Consider the following 20,018-nt stretch of genomic DNA (forward strand, 5'->3'; position numbering starts at 1 on the left):
TCCCCGCTGTACCCTTGATGCGCCCCCCAATCACCGCCTCCGCGCGAGCGGAATCACAAGACAAGTCATCCGGAGACATCCATGCCAAAACTTGCCGCCAACCTGACCATGCTGTTCAACGAAGTGGCTTTCCTCGACCGCTTTGAAGCCGCCGCGCGCGCGGGCTTCCGCGGCGTGGAGTTCCTCTTCCCCTACGCCTTTCACGCCGACCAGATCGCCGACCGGCTCAACCGCTTCCAGCTCGACCTGGTGCTGCACAACCTGCCCGCGGGCAAGTGGGAAGCGGGCGAGCGCGGCATTGCCTGCCACCCGGACCGCGTGAGCGAGTTCCAGGACGGCGTGGGCGAGGCGATCAAGTACGCCAAGGTGTTGGGCGTGCGCCAGCTGAATTGCCTGGTCGGCATCCAGCCGCAGAACGTCAAGCGCGAGCAGGCCCAGGAAACGCTGGTGGAAAACCTGCGCTTCGCGTCGCAGGCGCTCGGCGCCGAGCAGATCGACCTGCTGGTCGAGCCGATCAACACCTTCGACATCCCCGGCTTCTTCCTGTCGCGCACGCAGCAGGCGCTGGACCTGATCGCACAGGTCAACGCGCCCAACCTCTACGTGCAGTACGACATCTATCACATGCAGCGCATGGAAGGCGAAATCGCCGCCACGCTCAAAGCCAACCTGCCGAAGATCAAGCACGTGCAGCTGGCCGACAACCCGGGGCGCAATGAGCCGGGCACCGGCGAGCTGAACTACCACTTCCTGTTCAAGTGGCTCGATGAGATCGGCTACGGCGGCTGGGTCGGCTGCGAGTACAAGCCGCGCACGACCACGGTGGAAGGACTGGGCTGGCGCGCGGAACACGGCGTGCAGTAAGCGGAACAAGCAAATCCACAAACATTCAACGATCCCATCAAGGAGACATCACATGGCAAACCAACGCAACATCGGCTTTATCGGCCTGGGCATCATGGGCGCACCGATGGCGGGCCACCTGCGCGCGGCCGGCCACACGCTGTTCGTGCATGACGTGAACCCCGCACCGCAAGCGCTGGTCGATGCCGGCGTCACGGTCTGCACCAGCGCCGAGGAAGTGGCCAAGCGCGCGGACATCATCGTGATCATGGTGCCGGACACCCCGCACGTGGAAGCCGTGCTGTTCGCCGAGAAGGGCGTGGCCGCCGCGCTCAAGGGCGCCGGCAAGGAAGCCGCGCACGGCAAGATCGTGGTCGACATGAGCTCGATCTCGCCGATCGCCACCAAGGATTTCGCCGCGCGCGTCAACAAGCTCGGCGCTGCCTACCTGGATGCACCGGTGTCCGGCGGCGAAGTGGGCGCGAAGGCCGCATCGTTGACCATCATGGTCGGTGGTCCGCAAGAATCGTTCGACGAGGTCAAGCCGCTGTTCGACCTGTTGGGCAAGAACGTGACGCTGGTCGGCGGCAACGGCGACGGCCAGACCACCAAGGTGGCCAACCAGATCATCGTGGCGCTGAACATCCAGGCCGTGTCCGAAGCGCTGCTGTTCGCCTCCAAGGCGGGCGCCGATCCGGCGCGCGTGCGCCAGGCGCTGATGGGCGGCTTCGCGGCTTCGCGCATCCTGGAAGTGCATGGTGAGCGCATGGTCAAGCGCACCTTCGATCCGGGCTTCCGCATCGAGCTGCACCAGAAGGACCTGAACCTCGCGCTGCAAGGCGCGAAGGCGCTGGGCGTGGCACTGCCCAACACCGCCACCGCGCAAGAGCTGTTCAACACCTGCGCCGCCAACGGTCTGGGCAAACAGGACCACTCGGCACTGTGCCGCGCCATCGAGATCATGTCCAACCATGAGATCGCCAAGGGCGGCGCCAAGTAAGCCAGCAGCGCCATCACGGCCTGCCTCGGCAGGCCAGCATCACTCCCGGCCGCTCGCGGCCGGGAACGCAGCACTTCCGGATCCCGTCATGCTCGCCACCGATTCCTACCCTACCTTGCTGGCGCCCCAGCGCCCTGCCGGACTCACCGATCCGCGCGCCCTGCTGCGCGACCTGTTCGATACCGCGGTTGCCGCCGTCAGCGCCAGCCATTGCCTGCCGCCGCAACTGCCCACGCCGCCCAAGGGCCGCACGGTGGTGATCGGTGCCGGCAAGGCCGCCGCCGCCATGGCGCAAGCCGTCGAGGCGCACTGGCAAGGCGAGATTTCCGGACTGGTTGTGACGCGCTACGGACATGGCGCGCCGTGCCAGCGTATCGAGGTGGTGGAGGCCGCGCACCCGGTGCCCGACGAAGCCGGCCAGCGCGCCGCGCAGCGCATGGTGGCGCTGGTCAAGGGCCTGACCGCCGACGACCTGGTGCTGTGCCTGATCTCCGGCGGCGGCTCCGCGCTGCTGGCCGCGCCGGCCGACGGCATCACGCTTGCCGACAAGCAAGCCGTGAACCGCGCGCTGCTAAAGAGCGGCGCCAACATCGGCGAGATGAACTGCGTGCGCAAGCACCTGTCGGCGCTCAAGGGCGGCCGGCTGGCATTGCACTGTGCGCCCGCACGCGTCGAGACCCTGTTGATTTCCGATATTCCCGGTGACGATCCCACGCTGATCGCCAGCGGCCCGACCCTGCCCGACGCCACCAGCTGCGCCGATGCGCTGGCGGTGATCGCCAAGTACGGCATCGACGTGCCCGCCAATGTGCGCGCGCACCTGGAGAGCGGCGCGGGCGAAACGCCCAAGCCCGGCGATGCGCGCTTCGACGGCCATCGCAGCGTCACGCTGGCCACCGCGCAGCAATCGCTGGAAGCCGCGGCGGCGCGCGCGCGCGAGCTGGGCGTTGAAGCCCACATCCTGTCCGACAGCATCGAAGGCGAATCGCGCGATGTGGCGCTGGTGCATGCCGCCATCGCGCGGCAGGTTGCGCGGCATGGCCAGCCGTTCAGGAAGCCTTGCGTGATCCTGTCCGGCGGCGAGACCACGGTGACGGTGCGCGGCAGCGGCCGCGGCGGGCGCAATGCCGAATTCCTGCTGGCGCTCGCGGTCGCACTGGACAGCCTGCCGGGCGTGCATGCCATTGCCTGCGACACCGACGGCATCGATGGTTCCGAAGACAACGCCGGTGCGTTGCTCGCCCCCGATACGCTGACCCGTGCCGAGGCACGCGGACTGTCCGCGCGCGCGCACCTCGGCAACAACGACGGCTACGGCTTCTTCGCCGGCCTGGACGACCTGATCGTTACCGGCCCGACCCGTACCAATGTGAACGATTTCCGCGCCATCCTGATTGTGTAAGCCCTGAATTTGAACAACGGCGCGCCCATCGCGGCGCGCCGCCCGAGATTGGAAGAGGAGACAAAATGAGACGCCAGCGCAAAGCCAAGATCGTTGCCACGCTCGGACCGGCCAGCACCGACATCGAGGTGATCCGTCAGTTGTTCGAAGCCGGAGCGGATGTCTTCCGCCTGAACTTCAGCCACGGCTCGCACGACGACCACAAGCGCCGCTACGACGCCGTGCGCCAGGTCGAGGCCGAGACCGGCCGCCCCATCGCCGTGCTGGCCGACCTGCAAGGCCCCAAGCTGCGCATCGGCACCTTCGCCGCGGGCAAGGTGGCGGTCAAGGCCGGCGACGCCTTCGTGCTCGACAGCGACCCCAGCCCGGGCGACGCCACCCGCGTGCACCTACCACATCCGGAACTGTTCCGGGTGGCCGCGCCGGGTCAGTCGCTGCTGATCGACGACGGCAAGGTGCAGTTGAAGATCGAGGCGGTGGCCAGCGGCAGCATCGCCACGCGCGTGGTCAACCACGGCACGCTGTCCGACCGCAAGGGCGTGAACGTGCCCGACGCCGTGATCCCGATCCCCGCCCTGACCGAGAAGGACCGCAAGGACCTCGACTTCGCGCTGGCGCTGGGCGCCGACTGGATCGCGCTGTCGTTCGTGCAGCGCCCGGCCGACATCGTGGAAGCGCGCGAGATCATCGGCACCCGTGCCGGCGTGCTGTCCAAGATCGAAAAGCCCGCCGCGCTGCAGCAGCTCGAGGAAATCGTGCGCGTGTCCGATGCGGTGATGGTGGCGCGCGGAGACCTGGGCGTGGAACTGCCGCCGGAGCGTGTGCCGGGTGTGCAGAAGCGCATCTTGCGCATCTGCCGCCAGCACGGCAAACCCATCGTGATCGCCACGCAGATGCTGGAATCGATGATCGATTCGCCGGTGCCCACGCGCGCCGAGGCGTCCGATGTGGCCAGCGCCATCTATGACGGCGCCGATGCGGTGATGCTGTCGGCCGAGTCGGCCAACGGCCGCCACCCGGTGCCGGCGGTGGCCATCATGAACCGCATCATCACCGAGGTGGAGCGCGATCCGCTGTACCGCAACCTGCTGGACGCGGGGCATGAGGCGCCGCTGTCCACCCGCCAGGATGCGATCTGCGCGGCGCTGCGCGAGGTCACGCAGATCATCGGCGCGGTGGCTACCGTCACCTACACCTCGTCGGGCTCCACCGCGCTGCGCGCCGCACGCGAGCGGCCGTGCGCGCCCATCGTCAGCATCACGCCGAACCTGGAAATCGCACGGCGGCTGGCGATTGCGTGGGGCGTGCATTCCACCGTCAGCCCGGACGTGCAAAGCGTGGACGAGATGGTGAATGCGGCAACCCGCGCGGCGCTGGCGGAAGGCTATGCCGAACCCGGCGACCAGATCACCATCGCGGCAGGCATGCCGTTTGGCCAGGGCGGCACCACCAACCTGCTGCGCGTGGCCGAAATCGGCGGCGCGGAGCCGGGCAAGGCGCAGGGGCAAGCCACTGCCAGCACGGCACCGGCGGTTACCGCCTGATACACCACACGCATGCGTTGGCGGCATTGCCGTTGCTATACTGATCGACACGCTGCGGCCACCTTTTTGCCGCGGCGATCAACCAGTAATGCGGAGCCACCATGCGTCTCGACGACGAAGCCGAAAGCCAGAATGTAGAAGACCGCCGGGGTGAAGGCTCCGGCGGTTTCGGCGGCTTTGGCGCGGGGCCCAAGACGCTCGGCATCGGCACCATCCTGGTGGCGCTGGCGGCGTCTTATTTCTTTGGCATCGACCCTTCCGTGATCATGCAGGGCGCCTCGGTGCTGCAGGGCTCGCAGCAGCAAGCGCCGCAACAGCAGCATGTGCCCAGCCATCCCCCCGCCAAGGACCAGATGACGGTCTTCGTGCGCAAGGTGCTCGGTAACACCGAGCGCACCTGGTCGCATATCTTCGAGACCGATCTCAACCGCCGCTATGCGCCGCCCACGCTGGTGATCTTCTCGGGCGCCACGCCTACCGCCTGCGGCACGGGCCAGTCGGCCATGGGGCCGTTCTATTGCCCGGGCGACCAGAAGGTCTATATCGACCTGGCCTTTTACGATGAATTGCGCCAGCGCTTCGGGGCTGGCGGCGATTTTGCCCAGGCCTACGTGATTGCCCACGAGATTGGCCATCATGTGCAGAACCTGCTCGGCGTGTCGGGCAAGGTCGACGCCGCGCGCCGCCGCATGGGCGAGGCGCAGGCCAACCAGTTGTCGGTGCGCGTGGAACTGCAGGCCGATTGCCTGGCCGGCGTATGGGCCGCTACCGCAGAGCGCATGAACCAGCAGTTGCTGGAGCCCGGCGATATCGAGGAAGGCCTCAAGGCCGCCGCCGCCATCGGCGACGACCGCCTGCAAAAGCAGGCCCAGGGCTATGTCGTGCCAGAGGCGTTCACCCACGGCACCAGCGAGCAGCGCACGCGCTGGCTGCGCCAGGGCCTGACCAGCGGCGACATCCGCAAGTGCGACACCTTCGCGGCCAAGCAACTCTGAGCCACGCCGCTGGATGACCGCGCTGCGCCGGCGCTCCGGGCAGCGCCCCCTCGCTGGTGGGGCACTTATTTGTGCTGAATTCGCCATGTAAACGTTGTTCACAAAGTGAGCGGTGTTTATAATCGCGGCCATGTCCGCCACCCGCCCAACGCAATCCAGCCTGTCGGCCCCGCCCGTGAGTGCACCCGCCACGCCGGTTGCCGCACGCGCCGGCGCGCCCGTTGCGCGGGTCAGCGGTGCCGAGCTGCGGCGCGAAAGTGTGCGCGAAGCCTTTTTCAATGCTGCCCGCGCGTTGTTTGCCGAGGCGGGCTTCAGCGGCGTCACGTTGCGCCGCATCGGCGAGCGCTGCGGCTATAGCGCGGCCGCCATCTACCGGCATTTCGACGACAAGACCGCACTGCTGTTCGAGCTGTGCGCGCAGGACTGGGTACGCCTCGCGGCGGCACTGGCCGCCGCGCGCGCCGCCGCGGGTACGCCTGCCCTGGCGTTGCCGGCCGTGCTCGATGCCTATGTGGCGTGGGCCCTGGCCAACCGCCACAGCTATCACCTGATGATGATGATGGGCCTGCCGGCCGACGCCGAGCGCGCGATCGACCTGCGCTGGGGCGAGCGTTTCCCGGAAGACCCGGTGAACGCGGTGCTGATGGCCTGCGTGCATGACCAGCAAGCCACCGCGCTGATCGATTCCATGTACGACCCCGGCGATGTCACCAACGCGCTGTGGACTGCCGTGCACGGGCTGGCCGCGCTCGATATCACGTTCGAGCACCTGCCCCGCGAGGACTGGCAGCCGCTGGTGCATCGGCAGCAGGTGCTGCTCACGGCGCTGCTGCGCGGCTTCTCCCGACCGTCCCGCTAGAGCGACGGCCAGACACACTTCCCTCACAGCGTTTGTGCCACGCTGCCCGGCGCGTTTCACCGCTCGCATCTCGCGGTGCCCGCGCGCCGGATCCGTTCCACCGCGCCAGCGCGGCGGCTAGCTGCCGCGCCGGCGCAAAACAATCCAATGTGCCATGGCGTCCTTTTTTCTTCGCCGGCCCGCGTTCGCGTGGGTTATTGCCATTCTCACCATGGTGGCGGGCCTGATCGCCCTCACCCGCATTCCCATCGCCCAGTATCCGGCGGTGGCGCCGCCCACCGTGATCGTCTACGCGGACTATGCCGGCGCGTCGGCGCGTACCGTGGAAGATGCGGTGACCGCAGTGCTGGAGCAGCAGATGCACGGCATTCCCGGGCTGCTCTACCTGGATGCCAGCAGCGAGGGCGGCGCCGCTACCATCACGCTGGGCTTCCGCCAGGGCACCGATGCGCAGCTGGCGCAGGTCAACGTGCGCAACCGCGTCATGCAAGCCGAGCCGCTGTTGCCGGAGGCGGTGCGCCGCGGCGGCATCTTCGTGGACCAAGCCGGCAGCAGCCCCTTCATGTATGTCTCGCTGGTGTCGCAGAACAGCCAGCTCGACGAAACCGCGCTCGGCGATTTTGCCGCCGCTTCGGTGCTGCCGATGCTGCGCCGCCTGCCCGGCATCGGCAAGGCGGAACCCTATGGTGCCGAGTACGCACTGCGCATCTGGTTCGACCCCGACAAGCTCAACGCCTACGGCCTGACAGCCGCGGACGTCGAGCAGGCCATCAAGGCGCGCAACGGCGACGTCACCCCGGGCCAGCTCGGCGGTGCGCCGGCGGTGCCGGGCCAGCCCTACCAGGCGCTGGTGCGCCCGCCCCGGCCGCTCGCCGAGCCGGAGGCCTTCGGCCAGATCGTGGTGCGCGCCGGCGGCGACGCCTCGCTGGTACGGCTGCGCGACGTGGCGCGGGTGGAGCTGGGCGCCAGCGACTACCGCTACAGCTCGCGCCACGACGGCCAGGTGGCAGCCTCGATCGGCCTCAAGCTGGCAGACGGCGCTAACGTACTGGCCACCTCGCGCGCGGTGCGCGCCGCGCTTGACGAAGCCGCGCGCGGCTTCCCCGCGGGCATGCGTTACGAGATCTCATCCGACAGCGCGCAGTTCGTCGAACGCTCGATCTGGCGCGTGCTGACCACGCTGGGCGAAGCCACGGCGCTGGTCTTCCTGATCCTCTACCTGTTCCTCGGCAACCTGCGCGCCACGCTGATCCCGGTGATCGTGGTGCCGGTCTCGCTGCTTGGCACTGTGGCCTGCCTGTACGCGTTTGGCCTGTCTCTCAACGTGATCACGCTGTTTGGCGTGGTGCTGGCGATCGGCATCCTGGTCGACGACGCCATCGTGGTGGTGGAGAACGTCGAGCGGATCATGCGCGAAGATGGTGTGGACGCCATGGAGGCGGCGGCCCGCTCGATGCGCGAAGTGTCCGGCGCGCTGGTAGGTGTCACGCTGGTGCTGTGCGCGGTGTTCGTGCCGATGGCGTTCCTGGGCAGTGCGGTGGGCGTGATCTATCGGCACTTCGCCATCACGCTGGCGATCTCCATTGCCTTCTCGCTGTTCTTCGCGCTTTCGCTGGCGCCGGCCATGTGCGCCAGCCTGCTGCGCCATGCCCCGCACCCGCAGCGCGGCCCGCTGGCCTGGTTCGAGCGCGGCTTCACGGCGCTCACCGCGCGCTATGCCGGCTGGGTACTGGCGCTGCAGCGGCGCCGCCTGCGCTGGCTGGGCATCTACCTGGCGCTGGCGGTGGCCGGTGGCGTGCTGATGTGGCAGATCCCCGCCGGCTTCCTGCCCGAGGAGGACACCGGCGAACTGGTGATCGATATGGAACTGCCCGCGGGTGCCACGCAGGAGCAGACGCGCGCCACCGTGGCGGCGCTGGAGGCGTGGCTGAAAGCCGGCAAGTATCCCGTGCGCTCGACCTTCGCCGTGCTGGGCTGGAGCAATTCCGGCAACGGCGAGCAGCGCGCCAGCATGTACCTGGCGCTGCGGGATTGGTCGGAGCGCGGCGCCGACGAACGCGCGGACGCAGTGCTGGCCAGGCTCCAGGCCGGGCTGGAAGCGTGGCCTGGGCGGGGACAGGCGCAGCTGTACGCGTATAACGGCGCGGCCCTGCCCGAGCTGGGCAGCACCGGCGGGCTCGACATGCGGCTGGTGGCGCAGGCCGGCTCCGGGCGCGAAGCGCTGTTTGCCGCGCGCGACAAGCTGCTTGCCGCCGTCAAGGATGAGCCGTCGCTGGGCGAGGTGCGCGCCACCACTGGCCAGCCGGCGCCGGCGCTGGACCTGCACATCGACTACGAGCGCGCGCGCAGCTTTGGCGTGGAGCCGCAGGCCATCCACCATGCGCTGTCGGCCACCCTGGGCTCGCGCTATATCGACGAAGTCGCGCGCGAAGGCCGTATCCGCCGGGTGATCCTGCAAGCGGATGCGCCTTACCGCATGGACCCGGCCAAGCTGTCCCGCGTGCATGTGCGCAATGCCAGCGGTGGCATGGTGTCGCTGGGTGCCTTCGCCGAACTGGCCTGGGGCAAGGGCGAAGCGACGCTGGAGCGGTTCAACGGGCTCACCTCGGTGCGCATCAACGCCGAAGTGGCGCCGGGCAACAGCACCGGCACAGCCATGGAACGCCTCACGGCCAGGGTGCGCGAGCTGGGCGGCGCCTACGACGTGCGCTGGACCGGACGCGCCTTCGAGCAGCAGCAAAGCGGCACGCAGGCGCCGTGGCTGTTCGCCTTGTCGATGTTGTTCATCTTCTTGTGCCTGGTGGCGCTCTATGAAAACTGGACCTTGCCGCTGGCAGTGCTGCTGATCGTGCCGGCGGGCCTCGTTGGCGCGCTGGTGGCGATCTGGCTGCGCGGCATGCCGAACGACGTCTACTTCAAGGTGGGCGGCGTGGTGATCATGGGGCTGGCGGCCAAGAACGCCATCCTGGTGGTGGAATACGCCGAGCAGTTGCGCCGCGGCGGCATGGACCTGCTGGAAGCCGCCGGCCAGGCCGCCCGCCAGCGGCTGCGCCCGGTGGTGATGACCTCGCTGGCCTTTATCCTGGGCGTGGTGCCGCTGGCGATCAGCACCGGCCCGGGTGCGGCCGCGCAGCGCGCGGTCGGCACCGGGGTGCTGGGCGGCATGCTGGGCGCCACCGTGATCGGCTCGCTGGCGGTGCCGTTGCTCTATGTCTTGATCGGGCGCAGGCGTGCCGGGCGCGAACGGGAATGACAAGGCGCGTGCCGGCCCGCGGCGTTCGGGATAGTCGGGGTGGGGGTCTTGCAAGGCTGCCGGAGGAAATACGAAAGGCAGCTAGTGCGGGGAGCGGCGGGTAAAAATCACCCACCCGGCGGGAGAGAAAAGGAGGAGGAGGTCAGCCGGGCAGGTGGGAGATAAAACGGGGAGCAAAAGTAGTACTTGGCGGCCACCAAAGTGGCCTCCAGGTACCACGGGGGTCGGTTTCAGACCCGGTAGCCGTACAGCGAACCGTCGCCGCCGCGCGAGTTGTCCAGCGAGCTGGCTGCGATCTCGCCGCGGAAAGCGCCGCGGGCACCATCGGTGAACGTGTCGAACTTGCCAGCCTTGGCGCCGTCGGTGAACGTGTCGAACTTGCCAGCCTTGGCGCCATCGGTGAACGTGTCGAACTTGCCGGCCTTGGCGCCATCGGTGAACGTATCAAACTTGCCGGTGCGCAACGCGTCGGCGTACACGTCGAACTTGCCGACCTTGCTGTTGGCGGGCGCTGCCAGTGCCGCGGCCGACGAGGCCACCATCAGCACGGCGAGAGCGCCGCCAAGGATGCGTTTGGCATTCATTTGGGACTCCTTCAACTGATTGTGTCGTTCTTGCTTTTAATTTGCTGTACTAGCTGCCCCGGCAAATCTATGTTGCGCTGCAGGCACGGACTGAAGATTAGTGGCTTGGCGGGCAAGGAGAAATACCACTGCGACGAATGGTGCGTTGCGAGTCGTGAAACGCTGGAAAGTCGGACGAACGGCGCGGATTGGCCGCCCAATGGCGTGACGGGAGGGCTTGCGAGGGGGCGCGGCGGGTGGCCGAAGCGATGCCTGATGGCCCGCCAGCCCAGGCCTCAGGCCGGTCTGCGGGCGAACAGCTTGCTGGCGGGCTAGCGTTTTGCGGGATGGGCGGCGCCGATGCGCGCGCGCCAGGGCGCCACGACCGGCGCCCGGAATCAGCCTTGAATCGGCCTGAAAGTACCCAAAAAGTGCCGGATAAGTTTTTGACCAGGCCTTATACGGTGTACTGGCCGTTGGCCTCAGGCTGGAAAGACAGCTCCACCACGGTGACGCTTTGCTCACGTCCGTCCGGCAGGCGGTAGCTCACGGTCTGCCCGGCGCGCGCGCCCAGCAGCACACGGCCGATCGGCGACAGTACCGACAGGCGGCCTTCATCGAAATCGGCGGTGTCCGGGTAGACCAGCGTCCAGCGGCGCGGTGTGGCCTCGCCCTCCAGCGCGCACAGCAGGCTGGAGTTCATGGTGACCACATCCTTGGGAATCGCCTCGGCCGGCACGATGGCCGCGCGCTCGAGGATGCTGTCGAGCATTTCAGCCAGCGGCGCGGCGCCGGCGCGGCCCGCGATGCGCTCCAGACGGGTCACGTCGAGCTCGGTCAGGTAAAGGGTCGGTTGTTGTTTGGACGATGCCGTCATGATGAATCCTCGCTAAGTGGCGATGCGGCGACCCGGAACAGGCTGGAGCGATCCGTCGGGGATCGGCTCCTGGCGTTGCCAGGTCATGAAACAAGGTGGGCCGTTACCGGCGGTCAGTACCGGCGGGAAAACCGCGAACAGGGAGTGACTCGGCCCGGTTCAGCGTCTGCCTGCGTTGGGGGGAACGTCAGGCTGGGAACCGGGCAGGATCAAGCGGTGCGCTGATCCGGCGGCAGGCAATCGCCTGTTTGGCTTGTGCGCGCGGCGCCTGGACTGCGCGCACGGTCGCGCCAGCCTGCCCGACAGGGGCAAGCTCGACAGCAATCGGCGACAGGCAGCAAGGCGTCATTGGGTGCGGCAGCAATTGGAATGGAAAATCGGGAAAGCGCGCCATGCGGCGAAACTGACGAGAGCAATGGCTCACTCAAAGGCTTCGTCGCGGGCTCGGCCCGCCGCTTTTTCACCAGCTTGGTGCGCGGCAGGTAAAGGGATCGTAGCATAGCCGGCACCTTTCAGGCACCGGGGCGCAACCCTTACGCGTGGCGCTCCGGATGCGGATGGCACTCGCAGGCGGCGCCGGCGGCAGCTTGCTGCAGGTTCTGCAGGATGCCGCATTCGCTGACCGGATGGGGCTGGTCGCAAGTATGGCGAAGTGCCCGCAACTGCCCTTCCAGCGCTTCCAGCGCCACGCGCTGGGCGTGGATCTGCTCGATCTGGCGATCCAGCAGGCTGTTGATATCGTCGCAGGCCAGGGCCGGATCGCGCTCGAAGTCGCGCAGCCTGCGCACATCGGACAGGCTCATGCCGAGGGAGCGGCAGTGCCGCACGAAGTTCAGCTGCAGCAAATGGCCGTCGCCGTAGCGGCGATAGCCGTTGTCCTCGCGCTGGGGCGCGTCGAGCAGGCCTTCGCGCTCGTAATAGCGGATGGTCTCCACGTCGCAACTGCTGTGCTTTGCAAGCTCACCGATACGCATGCCGACTCCAGGTCACTCCCGACCGCAACAAATACCCTGTAGTAATTACAGGGTTACCCGGCAGTGTAGACCATCGCGGCAAGCCTTGCCAGCTTCGCGCTCAGCCAGGCGCCGGGCCCCGCGCCTGATCGCGCAGCGTAAGCGTGCGCGGCACGAAGGCCGCGCGCACCACCTCCACCGCCAGCTCTGGCCGGGCGGCGCCGCACATGAACACATCCACGGCGGCAAAGCCGTACTCGGGCCAGGTATGGATGCTGATGTGCGACTCCTTGAGCAGCAGCACCCCGGTCACGCCCAGCCCCGGCCCGAAGTGCCGGAAGCGCGCATCCACCACGGTGGCGCCGGCGGCCTGCGCCGCCTGGTAAAGCACGCGCTCGACCAGTGCGGCATCGGCCAGCAGATCGCTCGCCACGCCTTGCATGTCGGCAAGCAGGTGGTGGCCGAGCACGGCCGGGCAAGGCAGGGCTGGCGCGTTCATGGCCGCGGGCTCATTTGTGGCCGCCGCCGGAGGACCAGCCGCTGGAGCCGGAGGAACCGCCGCTCCAGCCACGCGAGCTCGCGTATCCGGACGAGCCGGAACCGGTGGATTCGCCGATGTTGAAGAAGGTCGTGCCGAACAGCACGATGATGCCGTAGACAAGATAAAGCAGGCGCACGCTGACTCAATCCTTTCCGGCCCAGCGCTGGACCAGCCAGATCGGCACCCAAAGCAGCAGGAAACCGATGACGATAGTGAACCAGCCCCGATCGGTGACGAGCGCCACCGGGACATTGAGGATGGCGAGGAGGATGGCGTAGACCTTGGCGCTCTTGCGGCAAAAGGCGAGGTCGGCGCTATTGCCCGCAGCCGATGCGCGCGCTGCCTGCGGCGCGCGGGCGGCCTCGGCCAGCCCCGGGCTGGACTTGAACCACTGTGCCAGCTGCGCGCGCGCCACGGTGGTGGACAAAGTCCAGACGATCTCCGTGCCGGAGGTCTCGCGCGTGAGCCGGCGCGCCGGCTTGCCGAATTCGGTCAGGCGCGTGGTGTCGCCCACCTTGACGCGCCAGTTGAAGGTGCCGGCCGCGTACAGCACCTCGCTCTCGTAGTCGTAGCCCTGCTGGAACGTCTGGCCCTGGTAGCTTGCGGCCGTGCCGGAGACCATGCGCGGCCAGGTATCCAGCACCTCGACCCGGTCCCAGCCGCTGTCCTGCTCCACCAGCCACATCAGGCCACGCTGCTCGTTGAACAGCAGATACTCGACCCAGGTGGAGGCTTCTTCCTCGTCGTTGTCAGTGCACTGCATCAGGCCCAGCACCGTGTACGGCTTGCCGTCGATGTTGCCGATGTCGCCCGGCGCCAGGCTGGTCTTGAGCGCATCGAGCTCATGCTGCTTTTCCAGCACGAGCGCCGTGGAGGTAGAGCAGTCGATCTCGCTGTGGCAACTCGGGCAGACCACGAAGCTGGCCACGCCCGCGCGGTAGGCGATCGGGCCGCCGCAGCCCGGGCAGGCCAGCGGCACGGCTTTGCCGCGGTAGCGGTCGGCGGTGCCGGCGATCTGGTCGGCTTCACGCAGCAGCTGGCATTTGAGCTGGTCGAGCGTGACCGCCTGGCCGGTATAGATGGCGGGCGGATCGCCATCGGCGTAGTCGAGCGTGAGGAAACGGCCTTCGTCGCGGAAGTCCGCAACCTGCGCGGTCCAGCCGGCGCCTACCGTGAACGGCAGCTCGCCCTGCCCGCCGGTGCAGCGCGCGCTGCGCACGTCGCTGGCCAGGTAGCGATGCTTGTCGAAGTACAGGGGCGTGCCGGGCGTGAGCTGGTCATAGCGCGGCAGCGCCACGCCGTTAAGCTGCGCGGCGGATTGCTCGGCCGTGACGCGCCGGGTCAGCATGTACTGGCCGGAGGCATCCGCCAGCCAGCCGTCGCTGCCGTCGTCGAACAGCAGGTACCACTCGTTCCACAGGCCGGAGTCGTAGCGCAGCTGGATGCGGCCGACCAGGGTGAAGCCCTGCCCGTCCCACTGGCCCGAGGTGTGGATCTGCAGCGGCGTGTAGTCCTCCAGCACGGTGGACATCTTGCCGACGTCCTTGACCGTGTCGGCGTCCTTGAGCAGCGTGCTGTGGCAAAACTCGCACACCACCATCACCGCGGCAGACGAGCGGAAGGCCGCCGGCGCGCCGCAGCTTGGGCAGTTGATTTCTTGCATGCTTAAGGGATAAGGGCGCGCTCAGCCGATCAGTTTCTTGAGGATCTCGGCCTTGGCGGTGTCGAACTCAGCCTGCGAGATCAGGCTCTTGTCGAGCAGGTCCTTGAGCTTTTGCAGCCGTGCGGCGGGATCGTCGGCAGGTGCGGCCACTGCGGCCGGCGCCGCTGCCGCAGCGGGTGCGGCAGGCTGGACGCCGGCGGCGGCGCCAAGCCCGCCCGCCATCGCCTGGCCCATCACCGCGCCGGCCGCCAGGCTGGCGCCAAGGCCGGCCACGCCGCCCTCGTTCTGCGCGGCCAGCGGGATCGAGGTGGCGACCTGGTACTGCGTGAACTTCGCCATATCGCCCATCATGCCCATGGAGATACGGGTGTCAATGGCCTTTTGCAGTTCTTCCGGCAGCGACACATTGGTCACCGCGAAGTTATCCAGCGCCACGCCATAGCGCTCGAACTCCGGCGCCAGCTTGTCGCGGATGGTCTGCGACATCAGCGCCTGGTTGGCGGCCATGTCCAGGAAGGGCACCGAGGCGCTGCCCAGCGTGGCGGTCATGGTGGCGATCAGCAGGTTGCGCAGTTGCTCTTCCACCTCGTCGCGGGTGTACTCGGCGCGCGTGCCGCTGATCTCGGTATAGAACCTGGCGGCGTCGGCCACCTTGTACGAGTACAGGCCGAAGGCGCGCAGCCGCACCATGCCGAAATCGGCGTCGCGGATGGTAATCGGCTGGGCGGTGCCCCACTTGCGGCCGATCTGCAGGCGCGTGCTGAAGAAGTACACATCCGACTTGAAGGGCGACTCGAACAGCTTGTCCCAGTTCTTCAGGTAGGTCAGCACCGGCAGCGTTTGCGTGGTGAGCTTGTGCATGCCGGGCCCAAACACGTCGGCGATCTTGCCTTCGTTGACGAACACCGCCATCTGCGACTCGCGCACGGTCAGGCTGCCACCGTACTGGATTTCCATATCCTCCATCGGATAGCGCCAGGCCAGTACGCCGTCCGTGTCCTCCGTCCACTGGAGGATGTCGATAAACTGCTTCTTGATGAACGATCCGATGCTCATGGCAATCCCCAGGTTCTCAGCGTTGTTCCAGCATGTTCAGGAAGTCAGGACAGGCAGGCGGCATTGATCAAGCCGACCGTCACTGAAATAGCGCCCATCAGGCCGCCCATGCCGATGTTGTTCGATTCGATCGCTGCATCCATGTCGGGCAGCGCGCGCGCCAGGCCCGCGTAGGCCAGCGCCTGTACCAGCATCGCCCCCACCGACCACACCAGGAACATCAGGAAGGTGTCGTTGTGCTGGATGCTGGACGACAGCGTAAAGCAAAAACCGATCATCGCCCCCGACAGCGAAAGCGCCGCCGCGAGGTTGCCCTGGCGGATCAGCGCGAACTCGCGAAACGGCGTGATCCTGGTGTAGACTCCGACGAACACCGCCAGCAGGGCAAGGCCGGCCAGCAGGTGCAGCACATAGGCGTAGATGGCTTGCATCTTGATTGTTCTCCGGCTGGTTCTACGACGGTGTTCCGGGCTGCCGCAACAGTAAGCGAGCCGTGAATCGTGAAGCCATATTGGCGATATCAGCATCGTTGGCAGTTCGCGCCCAAGTATATCCGTTGTCCATTTCGGTTCATTACAACTTTTTGCGGTTTGCCAGGCGTGCGCGCATCGCGCGGCGGCTCGCCTGAGCGTCACGCCTGCCCTCCCGGCTTCCTTCCCGGCTTCCTCTCCGACCCCCGATTCCCTAGCCCCGATGCGCGACCGTACCCTTGTTCTTTCGGTGTTGATCGTGGCGTCCTGCGGGCTCGGCTACGAGCTGATCGCCGGCGCCCTGTCCAGCTACCTGCTGGGCGACTCCATTCTCCAGTTTTCTTCCATCATCGGCTGCTACCTGTTCGCCATGGGCGTGGGTTCCTGGCTGTCGCGCTATGTGAAGGACGAAGACGTGCTGGCGCGCTTCATCGATATCGAGATCCTGATCGGCCTGCTCGGCGGCATCTCCGCGGCGCTCCTGTTCGTGGTGTTCGCCTGGCTGTCCGCGCCCTTTCGCACCGCGCTCTACGCCATGGTGTTCGTGCTTGGCGTGCTGGTGGGCATGGAGATCCCGCTGGTCATGCGGGTGCTCAACACGCGCCGCACCGCCTTTGGCGAGCTGGTCAGCCGCGTGCTGACGTTCGACTACCTTGGCGCGCTGGCTGTCTCGCTGGTGTTCCCGCTGGTGCTGGCGCCGCGCCTGGGGCTGTCGCGCACCGGCTTTCTGTTTGGCATGCTCAATGCGGGCGTGGCGCTTGTCACCATCCATATCTTCCGCGACGAGCTCAAGCCGGTGATGTCGCGCATGCTGCGCGCCTCGCTGGTGCTGGTGCTGCTGGCGGGTGGCTTTCTGGCCTCGGGGCGGCTGACCCACTGGGCCGAGCGCGGCATGTTCGGCGACGAGATCATCCATAGCGAAAGCACGCCGTACCAGCGCCTGGTGATCACGCGCTGGAAGGACGACATGCGCCTCTATATCAACGGCAACCTGCAGTTCTCCTCGCGCGACGAGCACCGCTACCACGAGGCGCTGGTGCATCCCGTGCTGCAGGCGCTGCCGTGGGCGCGCCGCGTGCTGGTGATCGGCGGCGGCGACGGGCTGGCCGTGCGCGAGATCCTCAAGCACAAGAACATCGAGCACGTGACGCTGGTCGACCTCGACCCCGCCATGACCACGCTGTTCTCGCGCAGCGAGCCGCTGGTGGCGCTGAACCAGGGCTCGCTCAAGGACGCGCGCGTGCAGGTGGTCAATGCGGATGCCGCGCAATGGATGGAGCAGCACAACGAGATGTTCGACGCCATCATCGTCGACCTGCCCGACCCGTCCAACTTCGGCCTGGGCAAGCTGTACTCGGTGCCGATGTACAAGCTGATGTCGCACCACCTCGCGCAGAAGGGCTATGCCGTGGTGCAGTCCACCTCGCCGTACTTTGCGCCGCGCTCGTTCTGGGATATCGACGCCACGCTGCGCGAGGCGGGCCTGCATACCTGGCCCTACCACGCCTATGTGCCGTCATTCGGCGAGTGGGGCTTCATCGTTGCGGGCAAGCGCGGCGACTACACGCCGCCCACACGCTACACCGTGCCGCTCAAATTCCTCGACGCCGACAGCACTGCGCTGATGTTCCGCTTCCCCGCCGACATGGCGCCGCGCGAGGCGCGTGCCAACCGGCTCAACGAGCAGTCGCTGGTGCATGACTTTGAGCAGGACTGGCGCAATGTCATTCGCTGATCTGCATCCCCCGCAATCGGAGCTGGCATGGACCGCCGCTGCTTCCTGATCGCCGGCGCTGGCGCGAGCGGCCTGGGCTTGCTATCCGGCTGCGATCGCCTGGGCGACGATGCCAGCCGCTTCCTGGCCGGCGTCGGCCTGCGCGAGCCCGTGCCCGTGGTGCTGCGCCCCGGCATGGCCGAGGGCCACGCGCTGCGCGATGCCGCCAGCTGGCCGTCGACCGTTTCCGCGCAGGATGAGATCGTGACCGACGTTGCCATCCTCGGCGGTGGCGTGGCCGGGCTCAGCGCCGCGTGGCAGCTGGCGCGCGGCGGCCTGAAGGATTTCCTGCTGGTGGATGGCCCGGAGTTCGGCGGCAACGCGGCAGCCGGGAGTTTCGGCGGCGACCTGGCCTTCCCGCGCGGCGCGCACTATCTGCCGCTGCCCTCGCCCGAATCCACGCATATCCGCGAGATGCTGGCCGACACCGGCGTAATCCAGCGCGACCCGTTCGCCGCGCGGCCCGAGTTCGACGAGCGTGCGCTGGTGCATGCGCCGGACGAGCGCCTGTTCTTCGATGGCAAGTGGCACGACGGCCTGCTGCCTGGCGACGCTGCGCCGGACGAGGAAGCGGCGCAGCACGCGCGCTTTCTCGCGCGCGTCGAGCAGCTCAAGAGCGCGCGCGGCAGCGACGGCCGCAAGGCCTTTGCCATCCCGCTGGCGCTGGCCTCGCAAGACCCGGCCTGGACCCGGCTTGACCAGCAAAGCATGCGGCAGTGGATGCTGGCCGAAGGCTTTACCGCGCCCACCCTGCACACCTATGTGGACTACTGCTGCCGCGACGACTACGGCGCGGGGCACGAGCTGATCTCGGCCTGGGCCGGCCTGTACTACTTCGCCAGCCGCGCGGGCCATGCAAGCGATGCGGCCGACGGCGCCGTGCTGACCTGGCCGGATGGATTGCACGCGCTGGTGACGCGGCTCTCGGCGCGCACCGATGCGCACCGCGGCGTCAAACCTGGCGACCAGCCCTGGCGCCGTCCCGGCATGGCGCTGCAAGTGCAGGAGCAGGGCCGTGGGGTGTCGGTGCTGTGCGCCTGGTGGCCGGATGGCGTTGGCGCCCGGCCACCGCGCCTCTACCGCATCCGCGCGCGCCGCGTGATCTGCGCCATGCCCCTGCATGTGGCCGCCCGCGTGGCGCCGCTGCGCGAATTCGGCTTCGACCCGGCGCGCCACCTGCCGCCCACCGCGTCCTGGATGGTGTCCAGCTTCCGCCTGCAGGGCTTCCCGCCGGAAGCGCCGGGCGTGCCGCTGGCGTGGGACAACGTGGTGCATGGCGGACGCGGGCTGGGCTATGTGGTGAGTACCCATCAACTGATCCGGCAGGCAAAGCCGGCAGCCACGGTCTTTACCGCGTACTGTCCGCTGGACGTTGCGGCCAGCCCCGGCGCGGCGCCGCGCTCGCTCGCCGACACCCGCCGCTGGCTGGCCGAGGCCAGCGCCGCCGAGCTGATGGACTATGCCACCACCGATCTGCGCACGGTCTACGGGCGCGCCTTCTGGCGCCACGCGGATGCGGTGGAAATCACGGTGCGCGGGCACGCCATGGCCTCGCCGCGCACGGGCTTTCTGGGCAATGCCGGCGCCGCGGCCCTGCGCGCGGCCGATGGCCGCATCCTGTTTGCCCATGCGGACCTGTCGGGCGTGTCGGTGTTCGAGGAAGCGGCGTGGTGGGGTACGCACGCCGCGCGGAATATCCTGGGCTGAGCGTGGCAGAGTGATGCTTTCGCCATAACATGCCGCGGCGGCGCATCCTGTAGAATTCCTTGCTCGATTTCGTGTCGAATCCCCCGACACGTGATCCCAACCCCAATTTTTTTGTGCGCGCAATCCGCTTCCTGCTGCTGCTCCTGATGCTTGCCGTCATGCCCTTCCAAAGCTGGGCAGGCGTGCGCACGTGCGCAGTGGGCAACACGATGCAGGCGGATTCATGCAGCACCTTGGCACAAGATGCCGCTGTCGCCCCGGGCCCCGCTGACGTTGACGTTGGCAGTGCCGGCGACGCCAAGGATCCGTCGCAGCCCGGCGCCGACCTCGCCGAATCCCTGTTGCCGGCCTCGCCCCCGCGCTTCACCGCAGGGCTTGCCCGCAGCGCAACGCCCGTGCACCGCGCGGGCGTCATGCCCGACCCCGACCTTCCCCTTCAGCAGCGCCCTCCCAACGCCTGAGCCTCCCCCGCGCGCGCTGGCCTTGCGTGCGCTCGTAGTCAGGTTCCCGGTTTTCCT

General features: G+C 67.7%; 18 protein-coding genes. 10 read left to right on the forward strand and 8 right to left on the reverse strand.

The features are described 5' to 3' along the window. Window positions 1-81: 81 nt before the first annotated feature. The 7 genes from hyi (at window position 82) to AC1Q7Q_RS28570 (ending at window position 9,896) form a co-directional block, all read left to right on the forward strand. Entirely contained in the window at window positions 82-864 is a 783-nt protein-coding gene (hyi, locus tag AC1Q7Q_RS28540; RefSeq protein ID WP_492373489.1) for a hydroxypyruvate isomerase, read from the forward strand. 52 nt (window positions 865-916) lie between these two features. Then, a complete protein-coding gene (gene glxR / locus AC1Q7Q_RS28545) occupies window positions 917-1,843 on the forward strand; it encodes a 2-hydroxy-3-oxopropionate reductase (protein WP_492373490.1) in 927 nt (308 codons plus the stop codon). Window positions 1,844-1,931: 88 nt separating this feature from the next. After that, on the forward strand, window positions 1,932-3,245 hold the full coding sequence (locus tag AC1Q7Q_RS28550; protein WP_492373491.1) for a glycerate kinase type-2 family protein: 1,314 nt from the start codon (window positions 1,932-1,934) through the stop codon (window positions 3,243-3,245). Window positions 3,246-3,310: 65 nt separating this feature from the next. Next, entirely contained in the window at window positions 3,311-4,789 is a 1,479-nt protein-coding gene (gene pyk / locus AC1Q7Q_RS28555; protein WP_416049927.1) for a pyruvate kinase, read from the forward strand. Window positions 4,790-4,890: 101 nt separating this feature from the next. After that, the gene (gene ypfJ, locus AC1Q7Q_RS28560) at window positions 4,891-5,784 is read left to right on the forward strand and encodes a KPN_02809 family neutral zinc metallopeptidase (protein ID WP_174425813.1); all 894 of its coding nucleotides are present in this window, start codon (window positions 4,891-4,893) and stop codon (window positions 5,782-5,784) included. 130 nt (window positions 5,785-5,914) lie between these two features. Further along, window positions 5,915-6,643 carry a TetR/AcrR family transcriptional regulator gene (locus AC1Q7Q_RS28565; RefSeq protein WP_492373492.1) on the forward strand — a complete coding sequence of 243 codons (729 nt, stop codon included), beginning with the start codon at window positions 5,915-5,917 and terminating at the stop codon, window positions 6,641-6,643. A 154-nt stretch (window positions 6,644-6,797) separates the two neighbouring features. Then, on the forward strand, window positions 6,798-9,896 hold the full coding sequence (locus AC1Q7Q_RS28570; protein WP_492373493.1) for a multidrug efflux RND transporter permease subunit: 3,099 nt from the start codon (window positions 6,798-6,800) through the stop codon (window positions 9,894-9,896). Between the two features lie 230 nt (window positions 9,897-10,126). Here the strand turns inward: AC1Q7Q_RS28570 and AC1Q7Q_RS28575 are convergent, their stop codons facing one another. The 8 genes from AC1Q7Q_RS28575 to AC1Q7Q_RS28610 form a co-directional block, all read right to left on the reverse strand. After that, window positions 10,127-10,480: a hypothetical protein gene (locus AC1Q7Q_RS28575; protein ID WP_492373494.1), complete on the reverse strand. Its 354-nt coding sequence runs from the start codon at window positions 10,478-10,480 to the stop codon at window positions 10,127-10,129. 436 nt (window positions 10,481-10,916) lie between these two features. Further along, on the reverse strand, window positions 10,917-11,336 hold the full coding sequence (gene rnk, locus AC1Q7Q_RS28580; RefSeq protein WP_492373495.1) for a nucleoside diphosphate kinase regulator: 420 nt from the start codon (window positions 11,334-11,336) through the stop codon (window positions 10,917-10,919). Between the two features lie 533 nt (window positions 11,337-11,869). Next, window positions 11,870-12,310 (reverse strand): Cd(II)/Pb(II)-responsive transcriptional regulator, encoded by a 441-nt coding sequence (locus tag AC1Q7Q_RS28585; RefSeq protein ID WP_492373496.1) that lies wholly within the window; start codon window positions 12,308-12,310, stop codon window positions 11,870-11,872. Window positions 12,311-12,410: 100 nt separating this feature from the next. Next, on the reverse strand, window positions 12,411-12,788 hold the full coding sequence (gene speD, locus AC1Q7Q_RS28590) for an adenosylmethionine decarboxylase (RefSeq protein ID WP_492373497.1): 378 nt from the start codon (window positions 12,786-12,788) through the stop codon (window positions 12,411-12,413). Window positions 12,789-12,798: 10 nt separating this feature from the next. After that, window positions 12,799-12,966, reverse strand: coding sequence for a hypothetical protein (locus AC1Q7Q_RS28595; RefSeq protein WP_158001334.1), 168 nt, complete (start codon window positions 12,964-12,966; stop codon window positions 12,799-12,801). A 6-nt stretch (window positions 12,967-12,972) separates the two neighbouring features. After that, window positions 12,973-14,493, reverse strand: a complete 1,521-nt coding sequence (locus AC1Q7Q_RS28600; RefSeq protein ID WP_492373498.1) for a DUF4178 domain-containing protein — start codon at window positions 14,491-14,493, stop codon at window positions 12,973-12,975. A gap of 21 nt (window positions 14,494-14,514) precedes the next feature. Further along, window positions 14,515-15,549: an SPFH domain-containing protein gene (locus AC1Q7Q_RS28605; protein WP_492373499.1), complete on the reverse strand. Its 1,035-nt coding sequence runs from the start codon at window positions 15,547-15,549 to the stop codon at window positions 14,515-14,517. A gap of 44 nt (window positions 15,550-15,593) precedes the next feature. Beyond that, entirely contained in the window at window positions 15,594-15,980 is a 387-nt protein-coding gene (locus AC1Q7Q_RS28610) for a DUF350 domain-containing protein (RefSeq protein ID WP_043350632.1), read from the reverse strand. Window positions 15,981-16,242: 262 nt separating this feature from the next. Here AC1Q7Q_RS28610 and AC1Q7Q_RS28615 point away from each other — a divergent pair, with 262 nt between their 5' ends. Genes AC1Q7Q_RS28615 through AC1Q7Q_RS28625 form a run of 3 tightly spaced genes read left to right on the forward strand, consistent with a single transcriptional unit; the run spans window position 16,243 to window position 19,961 of the window. Further along, entirely contained in the window at window positions 16,243-17,754 is a 1,512-nt protein-coding gene (locus AC1Q7Q_RS28615) for a polyamine aminopropyltransferase (RefSeq protein ID WP_492373500.1), read from the forward strand. A gap of 27 nt (window positions 17,755-17,781) precedes the next feature. Next, a complete protein-coding gene (locus AC1Q7Q_RS28620) occupies window positions 17,782-19,500 on the forward strand; it encodes an NAD(P)-binding protein (protein ID WP_492373501.1) in 1,719 nt (572 codons plus the stop codon). 59 nt (window positions 19,501-19,559) lie between these two features. Further along, window positions 19,560-19,961: a hypothetical protein gene (locus tag AC1Q7Q_RS28625; protein WP_492373502.1), complete on the forward strand. Its 402-nt coding sequence runs from the start codon at window positions 19,560-19,562 to the stop codon at window positions 19,959-19,961. Window positions 19,962-20,018 lie beyond the last annotated feature (57 nt).

It is taken from the genome of Cupriavidus sp. GW823-FHT07A04 (assembly GCF_058794615.1).

Coding starts and splice junctions, on each gene's coding strand:
- AC1Q7Q_RS28570 (WP_492373493.1), top strand. CDS start 6,798: ATGGCGTCCTTTTTTCTTCGCCGGCCCGCGTTCGCGTGGGTTATTGCC.
- AC1Q7Q_RS28610 (WP_043350632.1), bottom strand. CDS start 15,980: ATGCAAGCCATCTACGCCTATGTGCTGCACCTGCTGGCCGGCCTTGCC.
- AC1Q7Q_RS28600 (WP_492373498.1), bottom strand. CDS start 14,493: ATGCAAGAAATCAACTGCCCAAGCTGCGGCGCGCCGGCGGCCTTCCGC.
- hyi (WP_492373489.1), top strand. CDS start 82: ATGCCAAAACTTGCCGCCAACCTGACCATGCTGTTCAACGAAGTGGCT.
- AC1Q7Q_RS28615 (WP_492373500.1), top strand. CDS start 16,243: ATGCGCGACCGTACCCTTGTTCTTTCGGTGTTGATCGTGGCGTCCTGC.
- AC1Q7Q_RS28605 (WP_492373499.1), bottom strand. CDS start 15,549: ATGAGCATCGGATCGTTCATCAAGAAGCAGTTTATCGACATCCTCCAG.
- glxR (WP_492373490.1), top strand. CDS start 917: ATGGCAAACCAACGCAACATCGGCTTTATCGGCCTGGGCATCATGGGC.
- pyk (WP_416049927.1), top strand. CDS start 3,311: ATGAGACGCCAGCGCAAAGCCAAGATCGTTGCCACGCTCGGACCGGCC.
- rnk (WP_492373495.1), bottom strand. CDS start 11,336: ATGACGGCATCGTCCAAACAACAACCGACCCTTTACCTGACCGAGCTC.
- AC1Q7Q_RS28620 (WP_492373501.1), top strand. CDS start 17,782: ATGGACCGCCGCTGCTTCCTGATCGCCGGCGCTGGCGCGAGCGGCCTG.
- AC1Q7Q_RS28565 (WP_492373492.1), top strand. CDS start 5,915: ATGTCCGCCACCCGCCCAACGCAATCCAGCCTGTCGGCCCCGCCCGTG.
- AC1Q7Q_RS28585 (WP_492373496.1), bottom strand. CDS start 12,310: ATGCGTATCGGTGAGCTTGCAAAGCACAGCAGTTGCGACGTGGAGACC.
- speD (WP_492373497.1), bottom strand. CDS start 12,788: ATGAACGCGCCAGCCCTGCCTTGCCCGGCCGTGCTCGGCCACCACCTG.
- ypfJ (WP_174425813.1), top strand. CDS start 4,891: ATGCGTCTCGACGACGAAGCCGAAAGCCAGAATGTAGAAGACCGCCGG.
- AC1Q7Q_RS28550 (WP_492373491.1), top strand. CDS start 1,932: ATGCTCGCCACCGATTCCTACCCTACCTTGCTGGCGCCCCAGCGCCCT.
- AC1Q7Q_RS28575 (WP_492373494.1), bottom strand. CDS start 10,480: ATGAATGCCAAACGCATCCTTGGCGGCGCTCTCGCCGTGCTGATGGTG.